This window comes from Pseudomonas sp. 06C 126 (assembly GCF_001855215.1).
Taxonomy (GTDB): Bacteria; Pseudomonadota; Gammaproteobacteria; order Pseudomonadales; family Pseudomonadaceae; genus Aquipseudomonas; species Aquipseudomonas proteolytica.
The window spans coordinates 19536-43063 of sequence record NZ_MIFU01000098.1 but is presented as its reverse complement, the minus strand read 5'-3'; the positions used below and the strand labels follow the sequence as shown (position 1 = coordinate 43063).

Here is a 23528-nt window from a genome sequence, read left to right as displayed (position 1 = left end):
CCTCCTGACCATGCGTATTAACCTGTAAACCATGTCCCCGGTTAGAAATGTAAACGATGTCCCCGGTTTGTACCGGGACAAGCCCCCTCGCCACAAAAACCCCCATTGCCACAACACGCGTACCTGACCCATCGTCAGGTCAATGGGAAGCCAGCTCAAAAAACGCCTGAATCAAACGTAACTCCCGGCGCCGCTCCATGCACCCGAGCATATGGTGGTTCAGCAGTCCCTCGCCATGGATGGGAATCGCATGCACACGCGGGTCCCGACTGACTTCCACCGAGGACACCACCCCCACTCCCAGTTCGGCGGCCACCGCTTCTGTCACCGCTTCGCGGCTGTCCAGCTCCAGCAACACCTTGGGCTGTATGCCGGCCTTGGCACAGGCCTCGTCGAAGGTGCGGCGGGTGATGGAGCTGGGCTCGCGCAGCACCATGATCACCTGGTCCAACTGCTCCAGGCGGATACCCGCCGGATCCGCCAGCCACGGGTGGCCAGCCGGTACCAAGGCGCAGATACGTGACTCGTTCAAGGGCTGCAGATGCACGCCCTTGCGTGGCTCCACTTGCGTCAACACCGCCACATCCGCGTGCTCGGACAACAGCGCCGCCAGGGTTTCCTGGGCATTGCCCAGGCGCAGGTTGACGGTAATCCCCGGGTACCGCGCACGCAGCTTTGCCAGCATGGGCATGACCATATGCGGCCCATCCGCCGCCACTTCCAGGCGCCCGGTGAGCAATTGGCGGTTGGCCTCCAGCAGGGCCTGCGCTTCATCCACCTGGCCGAAGATGCTGCGGGTGATGGCCGCCAGCTTGATCCCTTCTTCGGTTAACTCGACCCGCCGTGCGGTACGTCGCAGCAGGGTGATCTGGTAGTGCTCTTCCAGCGCCTTGATATGCCCGGTCACGGCCGGCTGGCTGATAAACAGGCGCGCGGCGGCACGGGTAAAGCTGCCGTCCCGGGCCACGGCGTCAAATGCGCGGAGTTGAAAAAGATTCATAGCTATCGGCCTCACTGATGGCTGGCATAACAACAAACAATTTGATTGATGACAAGCCAAACTGCAATTTATGTCCCGTAGCTTCATCCCACTGCTTTGCGAGGACATGAGAATGAGTACTGCCGCGCCGATCCTGCTCACACCGGGGCCCCTGACCACCTCCGCCCGCACCCGTCAGGCCATGATGGTTGACTGGGGTTCGTGGGATGACCGCTTCAACCAATTGACCGCCAGCCTCTGCGAGCAACTGCTAGCGATCATCAACGGTGGCGACAGCCATCACTGCGTGCCCTTGCAGGGCAGCGGCACCTTCGCCGTCGAAGCCGCCATCGGCACCCTGGTGCCACGGGATGGCAAGGTGCTGGTGCTGATCAACGGAGCCTACGGCAAGCGGCTGGCGAAGATCTGCGAAGTGCTCGGCCGCCCGTTCAGCACCTTCGAGACCGCCGAAGACCAGCCCACCACCGCCGCTGATGTGGATCGACTGTTGCAGGCTGACAGCACCATCACCCATGTCGCGCTGATCCACTGCGAAACCAGCACCGGCATCCTCAACCCGCTGCCGGAGATCGCCCAGGTCATCCAGCGCCATGGCAAACGCCTGATCATCGACGCCATGAGCTCCTTTGGCGCGCTGCCCATCGACGCGGCCCAGGTGCCGTTTGACGCCCTGATTGCCGCTTCCGGCAAATGCCTGGAAGGCGTGCCGGGCATGGGTTTTGTCTTTGCCAAAAAACAAGCGCTGGCCGCCGCCCAAGGCAACAGCCATTCCCTGGCCATGGACCTGTTCGACCAGCACGCCTACATGGCCAAGACCGGCCAATGGCGCTTTACCCCGCCGACCCACGTAGTGGCCGCCTTGCATGAAGCGCTGCTGCAATACAACGAGGAAGGTGGCTTGCCGGCCCGTCACCAGCGCTATGCCGCCAACTGCCAGACACTACTGGACGGCATGGCCGAACTGGGCCTGCGCAGCTTCCTGCCCGCCGCGATCCAGGCGCCGATCATCGTCACCTTCCACGCGCCGAGCGATCCGCGCTACCAGTTCAAGGACTTCTACGAGCGGGTCAAGGCCAAGGGTTTCATTCTGTATCCGGGCAAATTGACCCAGGTCGAAACCTTCCGCGTCGGCTGCATCGGCCATGTCAACCAGGCAGAGATGCAAGCGGCAGTGGCGGCGATTGCCCAGGCGCTGCAAGAGATGTGTAGGAGCGAGCTTGCTCGCGAAGTGGGTTAACGATAACGCGGGCGGCCTGGTTCACAGCGGCGCCCTCAGGTTTTTCGCGAGCAAGCTCGCTCCTACAAAAAACGCCCCATTAGCCATAGGATTTTTACCATGAACTATCAGAACCCCAACACCCTGCAGGCCGCCATCCTTGACTGGGCCGGCACCGTGGTCGACTTCGGCTCATTCGCCCCCACGCAGATTTTTGTCGAGGCGTTTGCCGAGTTCGACGTCCAGGTGTCCATCGAAGAAGCCCGTGGCCCGATGGGCATGGGCAAGTGGGACCACATCCGCACCCTGTGTGATCAGCCGCAAGTGGCCGAGCGCTATCGCAAAGCCTTCGGCCGCACGCCGACCGACGCTGACGTGACCGCCATCTACGAGCGCTTCATGCCGCTGCAGATCGAGAAGATCGCCGAGCACTCGGCGCTGATTCCCGGCGCCCTGGAGACCATCGCCGCACTGCGTGCGCAAGGCATCAAGATCGGTTCCTGCTCCGGCTACCCCAAGCAAGTGATGGACAAGGTGGTCGAGTTGGCTGCCACCAACGGCTACATCGCCGACCACGTCGTCGCCACCGACGAAGTACCCAATGGCCGCCCATGGCCCGCCCAGGCCCTGGCCAACGTGATTGCCCTGGGCATCGATGATGTGGCGGCCTGCGTGAAGATCGACGACACCGTGCCGGGCATCCTCGAAGGCCGTCGCGCCGGGATGTGGACGGTGGCGCTGACCTGCTCGGGCAACGCCCTGGGCCTGACCTACGAGCAGTTCCGTGCGCTGGACCCGGCGACACTGGCCAGCGAGCGCAAGCGCATCGAAACGCTGTTCGCCGGCTCGCGCCCGCACTACCTGATCGACACCATCACCGACCTGCCCGGCGTGATCGCCGACATCAATCAGCGCCTGGCCCGCGGTGAAATGCCGCAAGCTGCCTGATCGAGATCAATACATCGCCCCTCACTCGGGCAAACCTTGCACAACAGGGTTAGGCTGAAGGGACTCCGTCGCCAAAGAACGGAGGTTTGCCCCTGATGAGTGAGGAACGACGCAATGCCGTGGAAAAACAGCGAGTCCCGTTACAGTACGATGTCCATCGCCCTGCACTGGCTGATGTTGGTGCTGCTGGTGGTGGTCTACGCCACCATTGAATTTCGCGGGATTTTCCCCAAAGGCAGTGGCGGGCGCACGTTAATCAAAGAACTGCACTTCATGTTCGGCCTGACCATCTTTGTACTGGTCTGGCTGCGCCTGTTTGCCCGCAGCCTGGGCGTGGCGCCGAAAATCCTGCCGGCCCCGCCGCAATGGCAAGCCTTGCTGGCGACGCTGATGCACGTGGCGTTGTATGTGTTCATGATCGGCATGCCGATCTTCGGCTGGCTGATCGTCAGTGCCGCAGGGCATTCAGTGTCGTTCTACGGCCTTGAGTTGCCGCCCCTGATCGGCGAAAACAAAGACTTGGCCAAGCAGATCGAAGGCTGGCACGTGCTGGGCGGCACTATCGGCTACTGGCTGATCGGCCTGCATGCGGCGGCGGGTCTGTACCACCACTATTTCATGCGCGATAACACCGTGTTGCGCATGTTACCCAAGCGTTAATCCGCAAAACCCCGGCGGCCTTGCAGGCCGCCGGTGTGCACAAAGATCAAGCGAGTGCCGGGAGCGAAGCGCCCGGCCTCGATCTGCTGCTTGAGCGCCAGCAGCGCCTTGCCGGTGTACAGCGGCTCCAACGGAAGGCCGCAGGCCTGTTCGGTAGTGGCGATAAATTCAAGCAATGGCTGATCGGCCTTGGCAAAACCGCCACGGCTGGCATCCAACAGTTCATACCCGCCCTGCACAATGGCCTGCACGTTCTGCGCGACGCCATGATCATCCGGTACCGCCATTGCCCCAAACACAGGATGGCCGCCCGCCTCCGCCAGGACCAACCCCGCCAGGGTGGTACCGGTGCCGGCCGCCAGCCACCAGGCGTCGTAATCGGCCCAACCCAGGGTGTGCAACTGCGTCCGTACCTGCTCCAGCAACACGCCACAACCCAACGCCCCGGTCATTGCGCCGCCGCCTTCGGGCACAGGATGCAGGTTCGGGTAGCGCTCGCGCCAAGGCAACCAGAAGCCCGGCTCATGGCGCGCGCGGTAGCCGCCATAGCCCAACCAGTGCAGGTGCATGCCGAACGCTTGCAGGTCGAAAACAGTCGGGGTGTCATGCGGGTGCCCACGCAACAGGCCGACGGTGGCAAAACCGAAGCGTTTGCCGGCCGCCGCCAGGGCATGCAGGTGATTGGAGTAGGCGCCGCCCAGGCTGATGATGCCGCTGGCACCCGCCTGTTGCGCCTGGGCCAGGTGCCCGGTGAGCTTGAACCACTTGTTGCCGCTGATCAGCGGGTCGATGCGGTCCAAGCGCAACACGGCCACCTCGACGCCGTTCAGCCAATCCAGCTGCAAGGGTTCGAGGGGAGCCTGGGGAAGCCAATCGAAAGGACCCATCAGGGCACGTCTGCATGAAAAAAGGGGCGGTAGTCTAACACCGCCCCTTCCCCGGTCTTACAGCTCGGCGGCGAGGCGCGAGCCCTGGTTGATCGCACGCTTGGCATCCAGCTCGGCGGCCACATCGGCACCGCCGATCAGGTGCACGTTCTGGCCAGCGGCGACCAGGCCGTCCTGCAGTTCGCGCAGCGGGTCCTGGCCGGCGCAGATGACGATGTTGTCCACCGCCAGCACTTGGGGCTCGCCCTCGGCGCCAATACGAATGTGCAGGCCTGCGTCGTCGATCTTCAGGTACTCGACGCTATTGAGCATCTGCACCTGCTTGTTCTTCAGGCCGGTACGGTGGATCCAGCCGGTGGTCTTGCCCAGGCCGTCGCCGACCTTGGAAGCCTTGCGCTGCAGCAGGAACACTTCACGGGCCGGCGCATGGCGCTCGGGCTTGATCCCGGCCACGCCGCCACGGGCTTGCAGTTGGGTGTCGATGCCCCATTCTTTCCAGAACGCCTCGCGATCCAGGCTGGTGGACACGCCTTGGTGCACCAGGAATTCCGACACGTCGAAACCGATGCCGCCGGCGCCAATCACCGCTACACGCTTGCCCACCGGCTTGCGTTCGAGGATCACGTCCAGGTAACTCAACACCTTGGGGTTCTCGACGCCCGGGATCGCCGGGGTACGTGGCGCGATACCGGTGGCGAGGATGATCTCGTCATAACCGCCCGCCACCAGTTGCTCGACGTCCACGCGGGTGTTGAGGCACAGCTCGACATGGGTGGTCTGCAACTTGCGTTTGAAATAACGCAGGGTTTCGAAGAACTCTTCCTTGCCCGGCACGCGCTTGGCGATATTGAACTGGCCGCCGATCTCGCTGGCAGAATCGAACAAGGTCACCTGATGCCCGCGTTCGGCGGCCACGGTGGCAGCGGCCAGGCCTGCAGGGCCGGCACCGACTACCGCGATCTTCTTGATCTGCTTGACCGGCAAATAATTGAGTTCGGTCTCGTAGCAGGCGCGCGGGTTGACCAGGCAGGTGGTCAGCTTGCCGCCGAAGGTATGGTCCAGGCACGCCTGGTTGCAGCCGATGCAGGTGTTGATTTCGTCGGCACGGCCAGCGGCGGCCTTGTTGACGAACTCCGGGTCGGCCAGGAACGGCCGGGCCATGGACACCATATCGGCATCGCCCTCGGCAAGGATCTGTTCGGCCACTTCCGGGGTGTTGATACGGTTGGTGGTGATCAACGGAATCTGCACCGCGCCGCGCAGCTTGGCCGTGACCTTACTGAATGCGCCCCGCGGCACTTTGGTGGCGATGGTCGGGATGCGCGCTTCGTGCCAGCCGATGCCGGTATTGATAATCGTCGCGCCCGCCTGCTCGATGGCCTTGGCCAACTGGACAATTTCTTCCCAGGTGCTGCCGCCTTCCACCAGGTCGAGCATCGACAGGCGGAAGATAATGATGAAGTTGGGCCCCACGGCTTCGCGCACCCGACGCACGATTTCCACCGGCAGGCGCATGCGGTTTTCGTAGGCGCCGCCCCAGCGGTCGGTGCGATGGTTGGTGTGGGCGGCGAGGAACTGGTTAATGAAATAACCTTCCGAGCCCATGATTTCCACACCGTCGTACTCGGCGACCTGGGCCAGTACCGAGCACGTCACAAAGTCACTGATCTGCTTTTCGATGCCTTCCTCGTCCAGCTCCTTGGGCTTGAACGGGTTGATCGGCGCCTGGATCGCGCTCGGCGCGACCTGCTTGGGGCTGTAGGCATAACGGCCGGCATGGAGGATCTGCATGCAGATTTTGCCGCCCGCCTCGTGCACCGCCTGGGTCACGATCTTGTGCTTGAGAGCTTCGGCTTCGGTGGTCAGCTTGGCGGCCCCGGAATACACCCCGCCTTCATCGTTGGGGCCAATGCCGCCGGTAACCATCAGGCCTACGCCGCCACGGGCACGCTCGGCGAAATACGCGGCCATGCGCTCGAAGCCACCTGGCTTTTCTTCAAGACCGGTGTGCATCGACCCCATCAGGGTGCGATTGCGCAAGGTGGTAAAACCCAGCTCCAACGGGGCCAGCAGGTGCGGGTAGGCAGCAGCGGTCATGGTACAGCTCCACAACGGATCATCACGGGACGTGGCAGGCTCGAATGGCCGGCCATCGGTTTATGTCCCACAGACTAAGAGCCATGCCCCCACCGCTCAATGACTGAAACTGACAAGTTATTGATCCAAATGCGCAACGCCCCTTGGCAAGCGTGGCGACGCGCCCTACCCTAGAGGCGAACCCTGCTTACGGCCTGTTGTCTGTTCCCCCATGCGTAAATTATTTGCTTTGACCTTCACCATGGCCTTGGTCGCCGCCGTTTCCGCCTATCTGGTCTGGACCCAGGAGCGCCCCGTGGGGCATTACCTGTCGGACCTGAGGATCAACCTGGCCGTGAACGAGGGCGTTCCCGCCGATCACGGCAATCTGCTGGGCATCCAGCCGGAGTTGTTCCCCGCCGATTACCAGAGCCTGGAGCGCTTGCACCTGAAGCTCTCGGCGTACCTGCGCAATGCCCGGGACATGGGGCTGATCAATGACAAAACCATTGTGGTGTTGCCGGAACATGTCGGTACCTGGTTGTTGGTCAGCGGCGAAAAAAACGAGCTGTACCAGGCCACCAGCCTCAAGGAGGCAATGAACTGGTTGTCGGCCAGCAATCCATTGCTATTTATGCGCGCACTGATCAGTGCCCAGGGCGATAACCGTATCGACGATGCCTACCTGCGCATGAAGGCACCGGCCATGGCCCGCGATTACCAGGTGTTGTTTGGTGGTCTGGCCAAGGAATTCGGGGTGACGCTGGTGGCCGGTTCCATCGCCCTGCCCAACCCCAGCATCAGCCAGGGTCAACTGCAGGTCGGCCATGGTGCGCTGTACAACACCAGCCTGGTGTTCGACCGCGACGGCCTGCCGCTGGGCCAACCCCAGCGCCAGCTCTACCCGATCTTCGATGAGCGCGGTTTTATCGCCCCGGGCGACGAAAACGCGATCAGCGTGATCGACACCCCGGCCGGGCGCCTGGGCATCCTGATCGGCAGTGACAGCTGGTATCCGGACAATTACCGCAAACTCAACGAATTAGGCGCGCAACTGGTGGCGGTACCGGCCCTGGTGATTGGCCGGGATACCTGGGACAAGCCGTGGCGCGGTTTCAAGAGTGTCTCCACGCCACCGGAAGTCAGCCTCAAGCCCGAAGAACTCAGCGAAGGTGAAGCCTGGCATCGCCTGAGCCTGATCAGCCAGGCCCCCATCAGCCTGGCCGGTGCGGGTATGAGCGTGTTCATGCGCGGGCAGTTCTGGGACCAGGGCACCAGCGGCCAGAGTTTTCTCAGTACCCAGGGACAAGTCTTCGCCGACGGCAACGCGCGTGGTGCGCGTTTGCTGAACGTGTGGCTGTAAACCCATGAAACCGGCACCGATGCGCCTCGGTGACTTATCGGTGGGCATCGTGCACACCCTGGCCGACGCGATCCTCAGCCATGGCCTGGACCCGCAGCCACTGCTGTTGCAATACGGCCTGGACCCAGCACGCTTGAGTGAACCCGGTGCACGCCTGTCAATCCCGCGCTATATGCGCCTGGGCCACGCAGCCATCCAGTTGACCGGCGATCCCGGCCTGGGCCTGCGCATGGGCCAACTGAGCCGCATGAATCAACTTGGCCTGGCTGGCGTCACTGCGGCCCAGGCGCCCAACGTGCGCGAAGCCGCGCGTACCTTGACCCGCTTCGAGGCGCTGTACGGTGCCAATTACCGTGGCCAGTCCAGCTTTCATGAAGACGCCGGGGGCGCCTGGCTGCGGTTCTATTCCATCAGCCCCTATAACGCCTATAACCGCTTTGTCGTGGACTCGATTCTCGCCGGTTGGCTACAGCAGATGGCAACCTTATGCCAGCAGCCGGTCGTGGCCGAACGGATCGAGATCGAATTCGCCACCCCCGACTACAGTGCAAGCTACAGCGTGCTGGGCGATTGCCCGATCCAGTTCGGCGCTGAGCTCAATCAACTGCGCTTGAGCCAACACAGCCTGGGCCAGCGCAACCCGCAGCATTGCCCGAGTACCTGGAACCTGCTGTTGCAGCTGTGTGAAAGGGAATTGGAGCAATTGACCCGCACCCGCAGCCTGCGCGAGCGCATCACCCGCTTGCTGGGGCCGATGCTCAATGGCGGCCGGGAACCCGACCTGGAAGAAGTGGCGGCGCGCCTGAAGCTGCCGACCTGGACCTTGCGCCGCAAACTGGCCGAGGAAGGCACGCAGTTTCGCGCCATTCTCAACGACACCCGCCGCGACCTGGCCATGACCTACATTCGCGACACGGAACTGGCGTTTGGGGAAATCGCCTATCTACTGGGTTTTGCCTCAGCGGAAGCCTTTCAACGGGCCTTCAAGCGCTGGAACAGCCAGACCCCAGGGGAATTTCGCCGCAGTCAGCGGCATTCCGCCTGACGCCTGCCTACAGCTCGGTGGCGTCGTCGGACGGATCCAGCGGATCAAGTTCGAATGCCTGATACTCCAACAGCTCTTCTTGATAATCGTCCATCGTCGACTCCTTGTGTAATCAAAGCAGGTGGCTTAAGTGACCCGCATCACCAGCCTAAAGTGCCGTCGTGACGAAAAAAAGACAGGGTCATGACGTTCCTGAGCTTGAAGATTAAACGTAGCAGCCAGGCACGGATTTAAACAGGTAAAGTAAATGCAACTGCAATCATTGCAGTTGCAATCATTGCGCGACTTCCATTAGGGTGATGCTCTGCACCGCCAATGGGACGCGACTCTTGACTGCTAGCACTGCGCAATCCGCACAAATCTGCATCGACACCTTGAACAATCAGCAGCCGCCCCGCAGCTCGCCGCTGTATACGGTGATGGCTATGGCCAACACCCTAGAGTTCAACCCCGCGACGTGCAGGCAAGCCTGGGTCATTCGCGGCCAGTCCCACTCCAGGCGAATTGCCGCCTGGCCCACCTGGTTTGCCCGTAACCGTGGGGAAAAACCTCTGTTGTACCTGCATAGCGCCACCTCATCGGCGCAGCTGTGTTCCCTCTCTCGCGGCACCGAGCAACGGGGGATTCTGTGCAACGACATCCAGACCCGTCCCGCCAAGTGGACCAGAGGCGCACACCCCTCACTCCCGCTGTGGCTGGCCAGCAATCCACATTGCACCCCCTATGATCCGGCCTCCGGCGAAGAAACCCGGGCGATAGTCCTGGCAGCCTTGCATGCGCTGTATATCGAGGGCAGGCCGGGTTTCTATTACCTGGCCCTGCATGACCAGCACGACGGGCCGGGATTGGCGCTACAAGACAGCGAGGATGCAATCAAGGGGATGTATCGGATCGGGCGCGAACCACCGGCACCTCTGCACGTGCGCCTGCTGGGTGCAGGCTACGTGTTTGCCGAAGTCGTGCATGCCGCAAGGTTGCTGGAGGAGGACTGGAACGTATCGGCGCAGCTATGGAGCTGCCCCAGCTACACCCGATTGGTGCGCGAAGCAAATGCCGCCGAGCGCTGGAATCGCCTGCATCCACTGGCAGAAAAACGCAGCAGTCACTTACGCGATTGCCTGGCGGGCAACGACAGCCCAGTGATCGCGGTCACCGGCTATCCGCAGTCCGTCGTCGACCCGCTGGCGGCCCATGTGCTTGCACGCTTTGTCGCCCTGGGTGCCGGCTCAGTCCGGCCAGCGGCACCTGACCGCTATTGGATTACCGCACTGGCTTTAAAAGCACTGGCAGAGGATGGGCTGATCGGACCACAACAGGTGGAACGGGCACTGCAGCAGTACCGCCTCAGATGAGCGGGAAGACGCCCTTGCCTATGGCGTTTCAGACCTGCGCCGTCCCCGTGTTTGCGCACTGGCCATCGCCAGCCCGGCCGTGCGCTCCAGCGCATCGGAAAAGCCCTGACGCTGCTCGGCGTTGAGTTGCGAAAGGAACAATTCATCCACGGTACTTTCGTAGATGCCCCACATCTTTTTACGCAACACCCGGCCCTCATCGGTGATCGAGGCAAACGCGGCGCGCCCATCACCCTCGCAGCGCGAGCGCACCACTAGGCCATCCTTTTCCAAGCGGTCCACCAACCGCGTCAGGTTGTAGCGCTCGATGGCCAGTACATCGGCCAACTCATGCATGCGCCGAGTGCCATCAGGACCGCTTTCCAGGCCCCACAAGGCGTCGTACCAGGCGTATGGCGGCAAGCCGGCCTGGGTCAGGCGCCGTTCAATTTCACGGATGACCGCCCTGTGGGCCCTGACAAACCGAAACCATACATCAGGCTCTTTCGATGCCATGCAACACCATCCGGGGAATTCGAGAAGGTTGCAATGGTAGCTCATCCCGCGCTAAATTCAGTCATGTAGTTGCAATTGCAATCACTTTGCAGCGTGCGCAATCACCTTCCACAAGAAGCCCGCACGTTGATAACCGCACACCCTGGAGCCTCACATGAACGCGAACAACGCAGTAAGACTCGACGACGATCCACAGGAAACGCGCGAATGGCTGGAGTCCATCGAATCGGTGCTGTCCACCGAAGGCCGCCCGCGCGCCCATTACCTGATCGATCAGTTGCTGGATTTCGACGTAGCGCGCCATGGCGACTTCCACGGACGGGTCACCACCCCTTACGTCAACACCATCGCGGTGGACCGCCAACTGCCCTACCCCGGCAACCTGGCGGTAGAACGCAGGCTCAATGCGTTTATCCGCTGGAATGCCATGGCCATGGTATTGCGCGCCGGCAAGCACTCGGGCGTGGGTGGACATATCGCCACGTATGCGTCGGCTGCAGTGTTGTACGACGCAGGCTTTGACCATTTCTTTCGTGGCCGTACCGAGACCTTCGCCGGCGACCTGGTGTACATCCAGGGTCACTCCTCGCCAGGCATTTACGGTCGCGCCTACCTTGAAGGGCGTATCAACGAAGCACAACTCGACAACTTCCGCCGCGAGGCCGGTGGTCAGGGCCTGTCCTCCTATCCCCATCCCCGGTTGATGCCGGACTTCTGGCAGTTCCCTACGGTGTCGATGGGCCTGGGGCCCATCACTGCGGCCTACCAGGCGCGGTTCATGCGCTACCTGGACCTGCGCGCCCTCAAGCCGCAGGAGGGGCGCAAGGTCTGGGCCTTCCTGGGGGATGGCGAAATGGACCAGCCGGAATCCCTCGCGGCGATCTCTCTGGCCGGGCGCGAGAAACTGGACAACCTGATTTTCGTGGTCAATTGCAACCTTCAGCGCCTCGATGGCCCGGTACGCGGCAACGCCAAGGTGATCCAGGAATTCGAGAGCCTGTACCGCGCTGCCGGCTGGAACGTGATCAAAGTCATCTGGGGCGGTGGCTGGGACGCCCTGCTGGACAAGGACACCAGCGGCCTGTTGCGTCAGCGCATGATGGAGTGCGTAGACGGCGACTATCAGAACTACAAGTCGCAAAACGGCGCCTATGTGCGCGAACATTTCTTCGGCAAATACCCGGAGTTGCTGGCGCTGGTGGCGGATCTTTCCGACGATGAAATCTGGAAGCTCTCACGGGGCGGCCATGACCCCGACAAGGTCTATAACGCCTATGCCGCCGCCGTTCGCCATACCGGCCAACCTACAGTGATCCTGGCGAAAACCGTCAAGGGTTTTGGCATGGGTGAAGCGGGCGAAGGCCAGAACATCAACCACCAACTGAAGAAAATGGGTGCCGAGGCGGTCAAGGCCTTCCGTGATCGGTTCGGCCTCGAAGTGGCCGACGACCAACTGGCAGAAATCCCCTATCTCAAGCCGGCGCCAGACAGCGAAGAAGCGCGCTACTTTGCCGCTCGACGCCAAGCGCTCGGCGGCTACGTTCCAGCCCGGCACAGTTCGGTGCCAGCGCTGCAGGCCCCACCGCTCGAGGCCTTTGCCACACAACTCAAAGACACCGGCGAGCGCGCCATTTCCACCACCATGGCCTTCGTCCGCATCCTCGGTACCCTGCTCAAAGACCCTAACCTGGGCAAGCTGATCGTACCTATCGTGCCGGACGAGTCCCGCACGTTCGGCATGGAGAGCCTGTTCCGCCAGATCGGTATTCATTCTGCTGTGGGCCAACTCTATACCCCCCAGGACGCGGGCCAACTGAGCTACTACAAAGAGAGCAAGGACGGTCAGATCCTGCAGGAAGGCCTGAATGAGTCCGGTGCGTTTTCTTCTTGGATCGCCGCCAGTACGTCCTACGCCAACCACGGCGTGATGATGGTGCCCTTCTACATCTTCTATTCGATGTTCGGCTTCCAGCGCATTGGCGACCTGGCCTGGGCCGCAGGCGATGCGCGGGCCCGCGGGTTCCTGCTGGGCGCCACTGCCGGGCGCACCACCCTGATGGGCGAAGGGTTGCAACACGATGACGGGCATAGCCACGTAATGGCCTCGGTGATCCCTTGCTGTGTGTCCTACGACCCGACCTTTGCCTACGAGCTTGCCGTAATCATCCGTGAGGGCATACGGCGCATGTTTGTCGAGCAGCAGGACATTTACTACTACATCACCCTGCTCAACGAAAACTACCCGCACCCGGCCATGCCCGACGGCGTCGAAGACGCAATTCTCAAAGGAATGTATTGCCTGAAAGCCGGCCAGCAGCCCCAGGTGCAGCTGATGGGCAGTGGCTCGATCCTGCGCGAGGTGATCGCCGCCGCGGACTTGTTACGCAAGGACTTTGACGTGGACTCTGACGTCTGGAGTGTCACCAGCCTCACCGAACTGCGCCGCGATGGCCACGCCGTGGAGCGCTGGAACCTCCTGCATCCGCAGGAAACGCCACGTACCAGCTACGTGGAGCAATGCCTGACGGACCGCGCAGGGCCAGTGGTGATTGCCACCGACTACATGAAAATCTTCGCCGACCAGATTCGCCCATTCATGGCGGGCCGGCGCCTGGTCGCCCTGGGTACCGATGGCTTTGGCCAGTCCGATACTCGTGAAGCGCTGCGCGAATTCTTCGAGGTCGATCGCCACTTCATCGTCCTGGCCGCATTGAAGGGCCTGGCGGACGATGGCCTGATCAACCGCGCCAAGGTCAGCGAGGCAATCAGCCGCTACGGGATCGACGTCGACAAGACCGACCCCGTCAACGTGTAGTCACTGGGCCGGCAGCGGCGGGATCGCTTCCGTCGGTGCCGGCAGCAAAGGCGTGGCTGGCGCCGGTTCCGTCGGTTGCGCCGGCGTTTGCTGGGGAATGATCGGCGCTGTCTCAGGTGGTGGCGACAGCGGTTCCGAGACTGCTGGAGCAACAGGCGCAGCCGGCGCTTCATCGGGTGTCTCAACCTTCTCGATCGGCGGCGCCGGCTTGGGCTCCGGCACACCGAGGTCAGCCTTGGGCGCCTCTGGAATGTGCTCGGCAGCCTTCACTTCCTGGGGCAGGAACACGTCCACCAAGGCAAAGTAGCGGTCATAGAACTTGGGCGAAGTGACCGTCTCGCTGGCCACCTTGACCATCGAGTCGTCGGTGGAGCCGATCGGCATCGATACCGAACCGAGTACACCCACCCCCAGGCTGGCGGAGTTGTTGACCTTCTTCAGCGCATAGCGATCCTGCAGGGCGTTGGCAAACATGGTCGCATGGTGCTCGCCGCTGCCGTCTTCGGCACATACCACGTTGAAACTGATCTGCAGATGGGTCTCACCGGTCTGCTGGAAACTTTTGTTACCGCTCACCAGCTTCGGGTCGCTGCTGGTGATGATGTAGCCCTGGCTGAGCAACGCCCGGCGTGCCGCTTCGCAGGCCGCGACATCGCTGACCGGGTAGTTGCGCGAAAACGTACCGGAGTCGTCGAAGTTCTCATGTTCGTAGATAGCGGTCTTGGGCGACGAGCAGCCCGTGGCGCCTGCCAGCACCAGCGCGAGCGCAAGGCCACGCAAGTGAAATGAAGTCGACATTGATGATCCTGAGGAAAACGGTCAGGGCGGTATTGTGCAACAGATCACGGGGTGCGCGCGCGGATTCCTGTCGGTAAAACGCCAGCGACCGGCTCGACGTGCGATACGGGAAAAAGCCTGGCGCTCATATGGTCGATAAACACCCGCAGTTTCGCCGAAGCATGCCGGCTCGACGGCCAGAGCATCCAGAAACTGCCGCTGTGTTCCAGATACTCGTCCAGCACCCGCTGCAAGCGGCCCTGCGCGACGGATTCGCGAACCATGAAGTCCGGCAGGCAGGCGATCCCCAGGCCTTCATGCACCACATGGTTAAGGGACTCGATAGTGGTACTGACCAAGGGAGTGCGCAACAGCGGTTCGGGTTCACCCGGTAGATAACGCAGTGGCCAGGCTTCCAGCTTACCGGTGGCGCAGAACTTGTGGCGCAGGCAGGCGTGGTGGTTCAAATCCGCAGGACAAACCGGCGTGCCGTGCAGGGCGAAGTACTGCGGCGATCCCACCAGCACCAACCGATAATGCCCCAGCAACCGGGCCGTGAGCCGCGAATCCTCGGGCTTGCCGGTGCGCACCACGGCATCGAAGCCTTCCTCGATCACGTCTACCATGCGGTCGGAGAAGTCCACATCCAGCTCAATCTCTGGATAGGCCCGCATGAACTCGCTCAGCACCGGCATCAACAGGCCTCGGACTTGCGGCAAGCTGACGCGCAATTTTCCACGCGGTGTGGCCGCCGCCTCCGTCAACTCCTGCTCCGCCGCTTCAACCTCGGCCAGGATGCGCCGCGAGCGCTCGAGAAACAGCGCGCCCTCGGCCGTCAGCGTGATACTGCGGGTGCTGCGGTGAAACAGCCTTACACCCAGGCGCTGCTCCATGCGCGCAATGCTTTTGCCCACGGCCGAGGAAGACACCCCCAGTACGCGACCAGCCTGAGTAAAGCTGCGGGTTTCCGCGACCTGCACAAACACCGAAATACTGCCCAGGCTGTCCATTATCCCTTCCCGCTGATTACGGACATGAACGTCCGATAAGTTCGGAACCTTAGCCTATTTTTCCGAGGGGTTCAGCCCCCTACTCTGCCCCGATGTCCTGATGCCTTGAATACGGAGCCGAGCCACATGAATGACTGCAGTACACCGCAATGCCTGCCCAGCCGACGCGAACGATTACCCCTGGCGGGCTTGCTCGCGCTGGCGACCGCCGGTTTCATCACCATCCTCACCGAGGCGATGCCTGCCGGCCTGCTGCCACAGATGAGCGCCGACCTGGGCGTCAGCGAGGCGCTGGTCGGTCAGCTCGTCACGGTATACGCCCTTGGCTCGTTGCTGGCGGCCATTCCCCTGACCATCGCCACCCGTGGCTGGCGTCGCCGCCCCTTGCTGCTGATAGCGATCGGCGGTTTTGCGCTGGTCAACAGTGTCACGGCGCTATCAGACCTGTATTGGCTGACCCTGGTCGCGCGGCTGCTGGCTGGCATCTTCGCCGGCTTGCTCTGGGCACTGCTGGCCGGATATGCCAGCCGCATGGTCGCGCCGCACCTGCAAGGCCGGGCGATTGCCGTGGCAATGCTGGGCGCGCCGCTGGCGCTGTCCCTTGGCGTACCTGCCGGGACATTTCTGGGCACGGAGGTAGGCTGGCGGTTGAGCTTTGCAATCATGACCGCACTGACCGTGCTGCTACTGGTGTGGGTGCGCTGGCAGGTGCCGGACTTTGCCGGACAAAGGGCGCAACAGCGCCTGGGCTTGCGTCAGGTCCTGCACTTGCGTGGGGTGCGTCCGACGTTGTGGGTGACGTTTACCTATGTGCTGGCACATAACATTCTGTACACCTATATCGCGCCGTTTCTGCTGCCTGCCGGGCTTGCCGCTGACATTGACCAGGTGTTGCTGGTATTTGGCCTGGCTGCGCTAATGGGTATCTGGATCGTCGGCCTGTTGATAGACCGCCTGCTGCCGGCCTTGCTGGTGATCAGTTGCGCGCTGTTTGCGGCTGCCGCGTTGGCCTTGGGCCTCTGGACCGCGTCTACCGAAGTCGTCTACCTGTCAGTGGCCATCTGGGGCCTGGCATTTGGCGGCTTGCCTGCCTTGCTGCAAACCGCCCTGGCCAAGTCGGCAGGTGACTCGGCGGACGCTGCACAGTCGATGCTGGTAACGGTGTGGAACCTGGGGATTGCCGGCGGAGGGCTGCTAGGCGGCGTACTGCTTCAGGGATGGGGCGTGATGTCGTTTCCCTGGGTGGTCGCGGGCTTGGCCATGTTGGCATTGATCGCAACCTTACAGACCCGAAGCGCCCGGTAAGGTAGGAGCGAGCTTGCTCGCGAAAGACGTTAACGATAAAGGGGGCTTGCTGGGTATACGCGGCGCTCTCAGGTTCTTCGCGAGCAAGCTCGCTCCTACATCAGCTTGGCGGGGCTGATGAGCAGGCAAAAAAAGACCCCGGCTTTCAGGCCGGGGTCTTTTTTTGAAGCGGTATCACACCATCAGAAACGCTTGATGTCAGCCTTGGCTTCCAGTTCCTTGCGGAACGCAGCGAAGTCCTGCTGGCCAACCCGCGAAGCGAGGAAGCGACGGTATTGCTCCTTCTCTTCATCGGTCGGCGCAGCCCCTTCGTTGACGCTGTTCAAGCGCACGATCATCAAGCTGCCATCTGGCAGGGTCACGTCGGCAAAGGTCGGCTTGTCTTTCGCCGCAGGCTTGGGCATGCGGAACAGTGCCTGCAACACAGCCGGCTCGACGACGTCCTGACCGCGGGTAGCGGCTTCGGTGACTTTCCAAGCCTGGCCATCAACCGCCTGGTCCAACGCCAGCTTGCCATCGCGCAGGTTGGCGATCAGCTCATCGGCATGGGTCTTGGCCGCAGCGCTTGCGCGCTCCTTGGTCAGTTGGGCACGAATGGCAGTCGCCACGCTTTCCAGCGGCAGTTGCTCCGGCTTGCGGTGCTCCTTGGCGCGCAGGACGACGATGGTTTCCGGATCCAGCTCGATGGCGGTGCTGTTGGCACCCTCATCCAGCACTTCAGGGCTGAAAGCGGCCTGGATCACAGCACGGTTGGCCGCGATGCCTTCGCCACCTTCACGGCCAAACGGCGCGGAGGTGTGTACGGTCAGCTTCAGGTCCGACGCCGGCTGGGCCAGGTCGGAGGCTTCGAAAGCCGCATCTTCCAATTGCTTGGTCGCCTCGACAAAGCGCTGCTCCACTTGCTGGGTCTTCAGCTCACGGGTCAGCTTGTCTTTCAGGCTGGCGAACGAAGGCACTTCTGGCGCTTCAACACCCAGCAGCTTGATCAGGTGCCAGCCGAAGCTGGAGCGCACCGGTGCCGAGACCTGGTCCTTGTTCAAGGCATACAGGGCGCTTTCAAACTCAGGATCGTAAACGCCAGGGCCCGCGAAACCCAGATCGCCGCCATTGTTGGCCGAACCAGGATCCTGGGAGAACTCCTTGGCCAGGGCCTCGAAGCTCTCGCCCTTGGCCAGACGCGCCTGGACTTCTTCGATCTTGGCCTTGGCTTGCGCCTCGGTGACCTTGTCGTTGACTTCGATCAGGATGTGCGCGGCACGACGCTGTTCAGCGAGGTTGGCGGTTTCTTTCTCGTACAGGGCCTGCAGTTCATCGTCCTTGACCGTTACCTGGTCAAAGAACGAAGCCTTCTTCAGCTCCAGGTAGTCGATGACGACCTGGTCCGGGGTCATGAACTCCTTGGCATGCTGGTCGTAGTAAGCTTTGACCTCGTCGTCAGTGAGCTTCACGGCAGCCGGGTCAGCTTTGATACTAACGGTGGCGAAATCACGGGTCTGTTTTTCCAGACGCGCGAAGTTCAGTACTTCCTGGTCGGTAACAAAACCGCTGCCGGCAATGCCTGCGCGCAGTTGGCCGATCAGCATTTCCTGGGTCAGCATCTGACGGAATTGCATACGGCTGTAGCCCAGCTGACGGATCACCTGGTCGAAGCGTTCAGCGCTGAACTTGCCGTCTTCCTGGAACTCCGGGGTCTGCAGGATCACTTGGTCCAGTGCAGCTTCCGAGAAGGAGAACTTCGAATCGGCCGCGCCTTGCAGCAGCAGCTTGCGGTCGATCAGGCCCTTGAGGGCCGCTTCGCGCAGCATTTTTTCATCCAGCAAGGACGCGTCGAAGTCCTTGCCCAGTTGTTGCATCAGCTGCCGACGTTGCATGTCGACGGCCTGGCTCAGCTCGTTTTGACTGATTTCTTCACCATTGACCTTGGCCGCGTCCTGGCTGTTGGTCGTAGCCTGAAAAATGGCCTCGATACCGGTGAAGGCCATCAATACAACGATGAGCCCGATAATGGTCTTGGCAATCCAGCCTTGTGAATTGTCCCTGATATTCTGCAGCATGCGTCCCCCAGAAACGGTTGAACTTCAAAATTAGGCAACCGTGGAGCGTGGGTAGAATCCGGATAGAAGAAAGGCGCATCCGAGGATGCGCCTTCTCGTAACTGGCGGAACGGACGGGTATTGAACCCGCCCCCCGGCTTAGCGACCCAATGGATATTCAGGTCTGTTGCCGCTCCGCTGCCAGGCCAGACCTGCGTCCAGCCCGGATAGGCAAAGGCTTGAGCGAAGCTTAGTTGACGGCTTCTTTCAGGGCTTTACCGGCTTTGAAACCGGGTTTCTTGGCAGCAGCGATTTGCAGTGCTTTGCCAGTCTGTGGGTTACGGCCAGTGCGAGCTGGACGATCGGTCACAGAGAAAGTACCGAAACCTACCAGTACCACGGAGTCGCCGGCCTTGAGAGCGCCAGTGACGGATTCGATTACTGCGTCCAGCGCACGGCCAGCAGCAGCTTTCGGGATATCAGCAGATGCAGCGATAGCATCAATCAGTTCCGACTTGTTCACTCTAAGTCCCCTTATATCTATTGAGTATGATTCTAAGTTTTTTGGTGAAAGCAAAAACCAGTGCTGAATGGCCTACAGGCACTTATAAGAGCCGCTTTATAACAAGGGCTCTAAAAAGCTGTCAAGGAAGCCACCAGGCTTAAACGTATTAATGCGTGCTAATTCTTTCCTTAGAGTCAGTCTCGCGTTTTTCGTCCTTCGCGACTATCTCGGGAGCCACATCCGGCAAGGGCTCCGGCGCGTATTGCAGCGCAATTTGCAGGACCTCGTCAATCCATTTAACCGGTTTAATCTGCAGATCCTGCTTAATATTGTCAGGAATTTCCTTCAAGTCGCGAACATTCTCTTCCGGAATGATCACCGTCTTGATACCACCACGGTGTGCAGCCAGCAGTTTTTCCTTCAGGCCGCCAATGGCCAATACTTGGCCGCGCAGGGTAATTTCCCCGGTCATGGCCACATCGGCACGCACCGGGATGCCGGTCAGGGCTGATACCAGGGCCGTGCACATGCCTACGCCAGCGCTGGGGCCGTCTTTGGGGGTGGCCCCTTCCGGCATGTGGATGTGGGTGTCGTGCTTCTCGTGGAAGTCCAGGGGGATCCCCAGGCTCCGCGCGCGGCTGCGCACCACGGTCTGCGCGGCGGTGATGGATTCGACCATCACGTCACCCAAAGAACCGGTCTTGATCAGTTGCCCCTTGCCCGGGATCACCGCAGCTTCGATAGTCAGCAACTCGCCGCCGACCTGAGTCCACGCCAGGCCAGTCACCTGCCCTACCTGGTCCTGCTGCTCGGCCAGGCCGTAGCGGAATTTACGCACGCCCAGGAAGTGCTCCAAGGCATCGGCCGTGACTTTCACGGAGAAGCGTTTTTCCAGGGCATGTTCCTTGACCGCCTTGCGGCAGATCTTCGCCAACTGGCGCTCCAGGCCCCGTACACCAGCCTCGCGGGTGTAGTAACGAATGATGTCGCGGATCGACTCAACGTCGAATTCGATCTCGCCCTTTTTCAGGCCGTTGGCCGAAATCTGCTTGGGCGCGAGGTACTTGACGGCGATATTGATCTTCTCGTCTTCGGTGTAACCCGGCAGACGAATCACCTCCATCCGGTCCAGCAGGGCTGGAGGGATATTCATGGAGTTGGAGGTGCACAGGAACATTACGTCGGACAGGTCGTAGTCGACTTCCAGGTAATGGTCGTTGAAATTGTGGTTTTGCTCGGGGTCGAGCACTTCCAGCAAAGCCGACGCCGGATCGCCACGCATATCGCTGCCCATTTTGTCGATTTCATCGAGCAGGAACAGCGGGTTGCGCACCCCAACCTTTGTCATTTTTTGAATCAATCTTCCCGGCATCGAACCGATGTAAGTCCGGCGATGACCGCGGATTTCCGCTTCATCACGCACACCACCAAGGGCCATGCGCACGAATTTACGGTTTGTGGCATTGGCGATCGACTCAGCCAGCGAGGTTTTACCCACGCCAGGAGGACCTACCAGGCACAACACCGGGCCACGAATTTTCTTCACGCGCTTCTGCACGGCGAGGTATTCGAGGATACGTTCCTTGACCTCCTCCAGGCCGTAGTGATCGGCGTCGAGGATATCTTCGGCACGCGCCAGGTCCAGGCGCACCTTGGTCTGGGCTTTCCACGGCACCTGCACCAGCCAGTCGATGTAGGAACGAACCACGGTGGCTTCGGCCGACATTGGCGACATTTGCTTGAGCTTGTTCAGCTCGGCGGTGGCTTTGGTCAACGCGTCTTTTGGCAGGCCGGCGGCATCGATGCGCTTTTTCAGCTCTTCGATTTCGTTATGGCCTTCTTCGCTGTCGCCGAGTTCTTTCTGAATGGCCTTCATCTGCTCATTCAGGTAGTACTCGCGCTGACTGCGCTCCATCTGCTTTTTGACGCGACCGCGAATGCGCTTCTCGACCTGCAACAGATCGATCTCGGCATCCAGCAACGCCAGGACGTGCTCGACCCGGGTAGACAGGTCAATAATTTCGAGGATGTCCTGCTTCTGCTCGATCTTCAGCGCCATGTGCGCGGCCATGGTGTCGACCAGGCGGCTTGGCTCATCAATGCTGTTGAGGGAGGACAGGACTTCAGCCGGGACTTTCTTGCCCAGTTGCACGTATTGCTCGAACTGGGACAGCAGGCTACGCACAAAGACTTCGGATTCGCGCTCAGGCGCTTCGACTTCGTCGATCAACGCCACTTCTGCACGCAGGTGGCCATCCACCTCCATGAAGCGCTCGACCGCACCGCGCTGCTCACCTTCGACCAGCACCTTGACGGTGCCATCCGGCAGCTTGAGCAATTGCAGAACAGTGGCAATGGTGCCGACACGATACAGGGCGTCTTCGCCTGGATCGTCATCAGCCGGATTTCTCTGGGCCAACAGCAGGATCTGCTTGTCGCCCGTCATCGCGGCCTCGAGGGCTTCGATAGACTTCTCGCGCCCCACGAACAGCGGGATAACCATGTGCGGATACACAACCACATCACGCAATGGCAGGAGAGGCAATTCAATGGTTGTCTTCATGATTTCGCCTCTATGACAGATGAAAGTAAGCTTGAAACCAAGATGGGGGCTGCGTGTAAAAAAAACAAGCTCAATGCTGGCAGTTACACACAGTAAAAATTCTTATGAAAAACAAAGGGGCCCCTAGAGGCCCCTTGTTTGTACCGAAACTGCGAAACGCTTACGCGTCTGGCGCAGCCTTGGCAGCCGGCTCACTGTTTTCGTAGATATACAGTGGCTTGGACTTACCTTCTATAACGCTTTCGTCGATCACCACTTTACTCACCTCGGACTGCGAGGGGATTTCGTACATGGTGTCGAGCAACACGCCTTCAAGGATCGAACGCAGACCGCGTGCGCCAGTCTTGCGCTCCAGTGCCCGCTTGGCCACCGATTTAAGCGCGTCGGCACGGAACTCGAGGTCTACACCTTCCATTTCGAAAAGCTTGGCGTATTGCTTGGTCAGGGCGTTCTTCGGCTCGGTGAGGATCTGAATCAGAGCAGCCTCATCCAACTCGTCCAACGTGGCCAGGACCGGCAGACGACCAACGAATTCCGGGATCAGACCGAACTTGACCAGATCGTCAGGCTCGACTTCACGCAGGGACTCGCCCACCTTCTTGCCTTCTTCCTTGCTGCGCACTTCTGCACTGAAACCGATGCCGCCACGGGTGGAACGGTTTTGAATAACCTTTTCCAGGCCGGAGAACGCACCGCCACAGATAAACAGGATGTTACGCGTATCAACCTGCAGGAATTCCTGCTGCGGATGCTTGCGACCACCTTGGGGCGGTACGGAGGCGACCGTGCCTTCAATCAGCTTCAGCAGGGCTTGCTGCACGCCTTCACCGGAAACGTCCCGGGTGATCGACGGGTTGTCGGACTTGCGCGAAATCTTGTCGATTTCATCGATATAGACAATACCCATCTGGGCCTTCTCTACGTCGTAGTCGCACTTCTGCAGCAGTTTCTGAATGATGTTCTCGACATCTTCACCCACGTAGCCAGCCTCGGTGAGGGTGGTGGCGTCGGCGATGGTGAACGGAACGTTCAGCAGGCGAGCGAGGGTTTCTGCAAGCAGGGTTTTACCCGAGCCTGTAGGACCGATCAGCAAGATGTTGCTCTTGCCGAGTTCGACCTCGTCACCTTTCTTGTCACGCTGGTTCAAGCGCTTGTAGTGGTTGTACACCGCTACGGCCAGAACCTTCTTTGCACGCTCTTGACCAATCACGTACTGGTCAAGGATGCCGCTGATTTCTTTAGGCGAAGGCAATTTATGCGCGCTGCTTTCGGCCTGTGCTTCCTGCACCTCCTCACGGATGATGTCATTGCACAGGTCGACGCACTCGTCGCAGATAAAGACCGAGGGGCCGGCAATCAATTTGCGCACTTCATGCTGGCTTTTGCCACAGAAGGAGCAATAGAGCAGCTTGCCGTTGTCCTCGCCGTTGCGGGTGTCAGTCATTCGTTCGATCCAAATCCGATAGGCTTGCAACACA

General features: G+C 60.8%; 18 protein-coding genes. 8 read left to right on the top strand and 10 right to left on the bottom strand.

Annotation, left to right across the window (positions count from 1 at the left end):
* Positions 1–139 precede the first annotated feature (139 nt).
* Entirely contained in the window at positions 140–1000 is an 861-nt protein-coding gene (locus BHC62_RS19485; RefSeq protein WP_070995839.1) for a LysR substrate-binding domain-containing protein, read from the bottom strand.
* Between the two features lie 112 nt (positions 1001–1112).
* On the opposite strand from BHC62_RS19485, the gene BHC62_RS19480 reads away from it, so the two are divergent.
* From BHC62_RS19480 to BHC62_RS19470, 3 genes are all read left to right on the top strand, one after another.
* On the top strand, positions 1113–2237 hold the full coding sequence (locus BHC62_RS19480) for a 2-aminoethylphosphonate--pyruvate transaminase (RefSeq protein ID WP_029298395.1): 1125 nt from the start codon (positions 1113–1115) through the stop codon (positions 2235–2237).
* 99 nt (positions 2238–2336) lie between these two features.
* Positions 2337–3164, top strand: coding sequence for a phosphonoacetaldehyde hydrolase (gene phnX, locus BHC62_RS19475; protein ID WP_029298397.1), 828 nt, complete (start codon positions 2337–2339; stop codon positions 3162–3164).
* A 114-nt stretch (positions 3165–3278) separates the two neighbouring features.
* Positions 3279–3824 carry a cytochrome b gene (locus BHC62_RS19470; RefSeq protein WP_029298399.1) on the top strand — a complete coding sequence of 182 codons (546 nt, stop codon included), beginning with the start codon at positions 3279–3281 and terminating at the stop codon, positions 3822–3824.
* Here BHC62_RS19470 and BHC62_RS19465 read toward each other — a convergent pair.
* Both BHC62_RS19465 and BHC62_RS19460 read right to left on the bottom strand, forming a co-directional pair.
* Entirely contained in the window at positions 3821–4711 is an 891-nt protein-coding gene (locus BHC62_RS19465) for a 1-aminocyclopropane-1-carboxylate deaminase/D-cysteine desulfhydrase (RefSeq protein ID WP_070995838.1), read from the bottom strand. The two genes, BHC62_RS19470 and BHC62_RS19465, sit on opposite strands and share 4 nt — an antisense overlap.
* Positions 4712–4768: 57 nt before the next feature.
* Positions 4769–6808: an NADPH-dependent 2,4-dienoyl-CoA reductase gene (locus tag BHC62_RS19460; RefSeq protein ID WP_070995837.1), complete on the bottom strand. Its 2040-nt coding sequence runs from the start codon at positions 6806–6808 to the stop codon at positions 4769–4771.
* A gap of 211 nt (positions 6809–7019) precedes the next feature.
* Between BHC62_RS19460 and BHC62_RS19455 the strand changes: the two genes are divergently transcribed.
* The 3 genes from BHC62_RS19455 to BHC62_RS19445 all read left to right on the top strand — a co-directional run bounded on the left by BHC62_RS19455 (position 7020) and on the right by BHC62_RS19445 (position 10547).
* Positions 7020–8150, top strand: a complete 1131-nt coding sequence (locus BHC62_RS19455) for a carbon-nitrogen hydrolase family protein (RefSeq protein WP_070995836.1) — start codon at positions 7020–7022, stop codon at positions 8148–8150.
* A gap of 4 nt (positions 8151–8154) precedes the next feature.
* A complete protein-coding gene (locus tag BHC62_RS19450; protein WP_070995835.1) occupies positions 8155–9195 on the top strand; it encodes an AraC family transcriptional regulator in 1041 nt (346 codons plus the stop codon).
* A gap of 299 nt (positions 9196–9494) precedes the next feature.
* On the top strand, positions 9495–10547 hold the full coding sequence (locus BHC62_RS19445) for a pyruvate dehydrogenase (protein ID WP_070995834.1): 1053 nt from the start codon (positions 9495–9497) through the stop codon (positions 10545–10547).
* An 18-nt stretch (positions 10548–10565) separates the two neighbouring features.
* Here the strand turns inward: BHC62_RS19445 and BHC62_RS19440 are convergent, their stop codons facing one another.
* On the bottom strand, positions 10566–11042 hold the full coding sequence (locus BHC62_RS19440) for a MarR family winged helix-turn-helix transcriptional regulator (RefSeq protein WP_029298408.1): 477 nt from the start codon (positions 11040–11042) through the stop codon (positions 10566–10568).
* A 154-nt stretch (positions 11043–11196) separates the two neighbouring features.
* Between BHC62_RS19440 and aceE the strand changes: the two genes are divergently transcribed.
* Positions 11197–13857 (top strand): pyruvate dehydrogenase (acetyl-transferring), homodimeric type, encoded by a 2661-nt coding sequence (gene aceE / locus BHC62_RS19435; protein ID WP_070995833.1) that lies wholly within the window; start codon positions 11197–11199, stop codon positions 13855–13857.
* Here aceE and BHC62_RS19430 read toward each other — a convergent pair whose 3' ends face one another.
* Complete coding sequence (locus BHC62_RS19430; RefSeq protein ID WP_029298410.1) at positions 13858–14655, bottom strand: DUF2242 domain-containing protein; 798 nt, start codon at positions 14653–14655, stop codon at positions 13858–13860.
* A gap of 44 nt (positions 14656–14699) precedes the next feature.
* Positions 14700–15644 (bottom strand): LysR family transcriptional regulator, encoded by a 945-nt coding sequence (locus BHC62_RS19425; RefSeq protein ID WP_050492976.1) that lies wholly within the window; start codon positions 15642–15644, stop codon positions 14700–14702.
* Positions 15645–15770: 126 nt separating this feature from the next.
* Between BHC62_RS19425 and BHC62_RS19420 the strand changes: the two genes are divergently transcribed.
* Positions 15771–16949: an MFS transporter gene (locus BHC62_RS19420; protein ID WP_070995832.1), complete on the top strand. Its 1179-nt coding sequence runs from the start codon at positions 15771–15773 to the stop codon at positions 16947–16949.
* A gap of 182 nt (positions 16950–17131) precedes the next feature.
* Here the strand turns inward: BHC62_RS19420 and BHC62_RS19415 are convergent, their stop codons facing one another.
* The 4 genes from BHC62_RS19415 to clpX form a co-directional block, all read right to left on the bottom strand.
* A complete protein-coding gene (locus BHC62_RS19415; protein WP_070995831.1) occupies positions 17132–19003 on the bottom strand; it encodes a SurA N-terminal domain-containing protein in 1872 nt (623 codons plus the stop codon).
* A gap of 229 nt (positions 19004–19232) precedes the next feature.
* Complete coding sequence (locus tag BHC62_RS19410) at positions 19233–19505, bottom strand: HU family DNA-binding protein (RefSeq protein WP_003174819.1); 273 nt, start codon at positions 19503–19505, stop codon at positions 19233–19235.
* A gap of 148 nt (positions 19506–19653) precedes the next feature.
* Positions 19654–22050 carry an endopeptidase La gene (gene lon, locus BHC62_RS19405; RefSeq protein ID WP_029298416.1) on the bottom strand — a complete coding sequence of 799 codons (2397 nt, stop codon included), beginning with the start codon at positions 22048–22050 and terminating at the stop codon, positions 19654–19656.
* Positions 22051–22210: 160 nt separating this feature from the next.
* Positions 22211–23494 carry an ATP-dependent Clp protease ATP-binding subunit ClpX gene (clpX, locus tag BHC62_RS19400; protein ID WP_029298419.1) on the bottom strand — a complete coding sequence of 428 codons (1284 nt, stop codon included), beginning with the start codon at positions 23492–23494 and terminating at the stop codon, positions 22211–22213.
* Between the last annotated feature and the right edge of the window lie 34 nt (positions 23495–23528).

Excerpts from the sequence above, each read along its gene's own strand:
- BHC62_RS19470 (WP_029298399.1), top strand. The coding sequence starts at position 3,279 with ATGCCGTGGAAAAACAGCGAGTCCCGTTACAGTACGATGTCCATCGCC.
- BHC62_RS19425 (WP_050492976.1), bottom strand. The coding sequence starts at position 15,644 with ATGGACAGCCTGGGCAGTATTTCGGTGTTTGTGCAGGTCGCGGAAACC.
- BHC62_RS19485 (WP_070995839.1), bottom strand. The coding sequence starts at position 1,000 with ATGAATCTTTTTCAACTCCGCGCATTTGACGCCGTGGCCCGGGACGGC.
- BHC62_RS19430 (WP_029298410.1), bottom strand. The coding sequence starts at position 14,655 with ATGTCGACTTCATTTCACTTGCGTGGCCTTGCGCTCGCGCTGGTGCTG.
- BHC62_RS19455 (WP_070995836.1), top strand. The coding sequence starts at position 7,020 with ATGCGTAAATTATTTGCTTTGACCTTCACCATGGCCTTGGTCGCCGCC.
- BHC62_RS19480 (WP_029298395.1), top strand. The coding sequence starts at position 1,113 with ATGAGTACTGCCGCGCCGATCCTGCTCACACCGGGGCCCCTGACCACC.
- BHC62_RS19445 (WP_070995834.1), top strand. The coding sequence starts at position 9,495 with ATGCTCTGCACCGCCAATGGGACGCGACTCTTGACTGCTAGCACTGCG.
- BHC62_RS19420 (WP_070995832.1), top strand. The coding sequence starts at position 15,771 with ATGAATGACTGCAGTACACCGCAATGCCTGCCCAGCCGACGCGAACGA.
- BHC62_RS19440 (WP_029298408.1), bottom strand. The coding sequence starts at position 11,042 with ATGGCATCGAAAGAGCCTGATGTATGGTTTCGGTTTGTCAGGGCCCAC.
- BHC62_RS19415 (WP_070995831.1), bottom strand. The coding sequence starts at position 19,003 with ATGCTGCAGAATATCAGGGACAATTCACAAGGCTGGATTGCCAAGACC.
- BHC62_RS19465 (WP_070995838.1), bottom strand. The coding sequence starts at position 4,711 with ATGGGTCCTTTCGATTGGCTTCCCCAGGCTCCCCTCGAACCCTTGCAG.
- BHC62_RS19460 (WP_070995837.1), bottom strand. The coding sequence starts at position 6,808 with ATGACCGCTGCTGCCTACCCGCACCTGCTGGCCCCGTTGGAGCTGGGT.
- BHC62_RS19450 (WP_070995835.1), top strand. The coding sequence starts at position 8,155 with ATGAAACCGGCACCGATGCGCCTCGGTGACTTATCGGTGGGCATCGTG.
- clpX (WP_029298419.1), bottom strand. The coding sequence starts at position 23,494 with ATGACTGACACCCGCAACGGCGAGGACAACGGCAAGCTGCTCTATTGC.
- aceE (WP_070995833.1), top strand. The coding sequence starts at position 11,197 with ATGAACGCGAACAACGCAGTAAGACTCGACGACGATCCACAGGAAACG.
- phnX (WP_029298397.1), top strand. The coding sequence starts at position 2,337 with ATGAACTATCAGAACCCCAACACCCTGCAGGCCGCCATCCTTGACTGG.
- lon (WP_029298416.1), bottom strand. The coding sequence starts at position 22,050 with ATGAAGACAACCATTGAATTGCCTCTCCTGCCATTGCGTGATGTGGTT.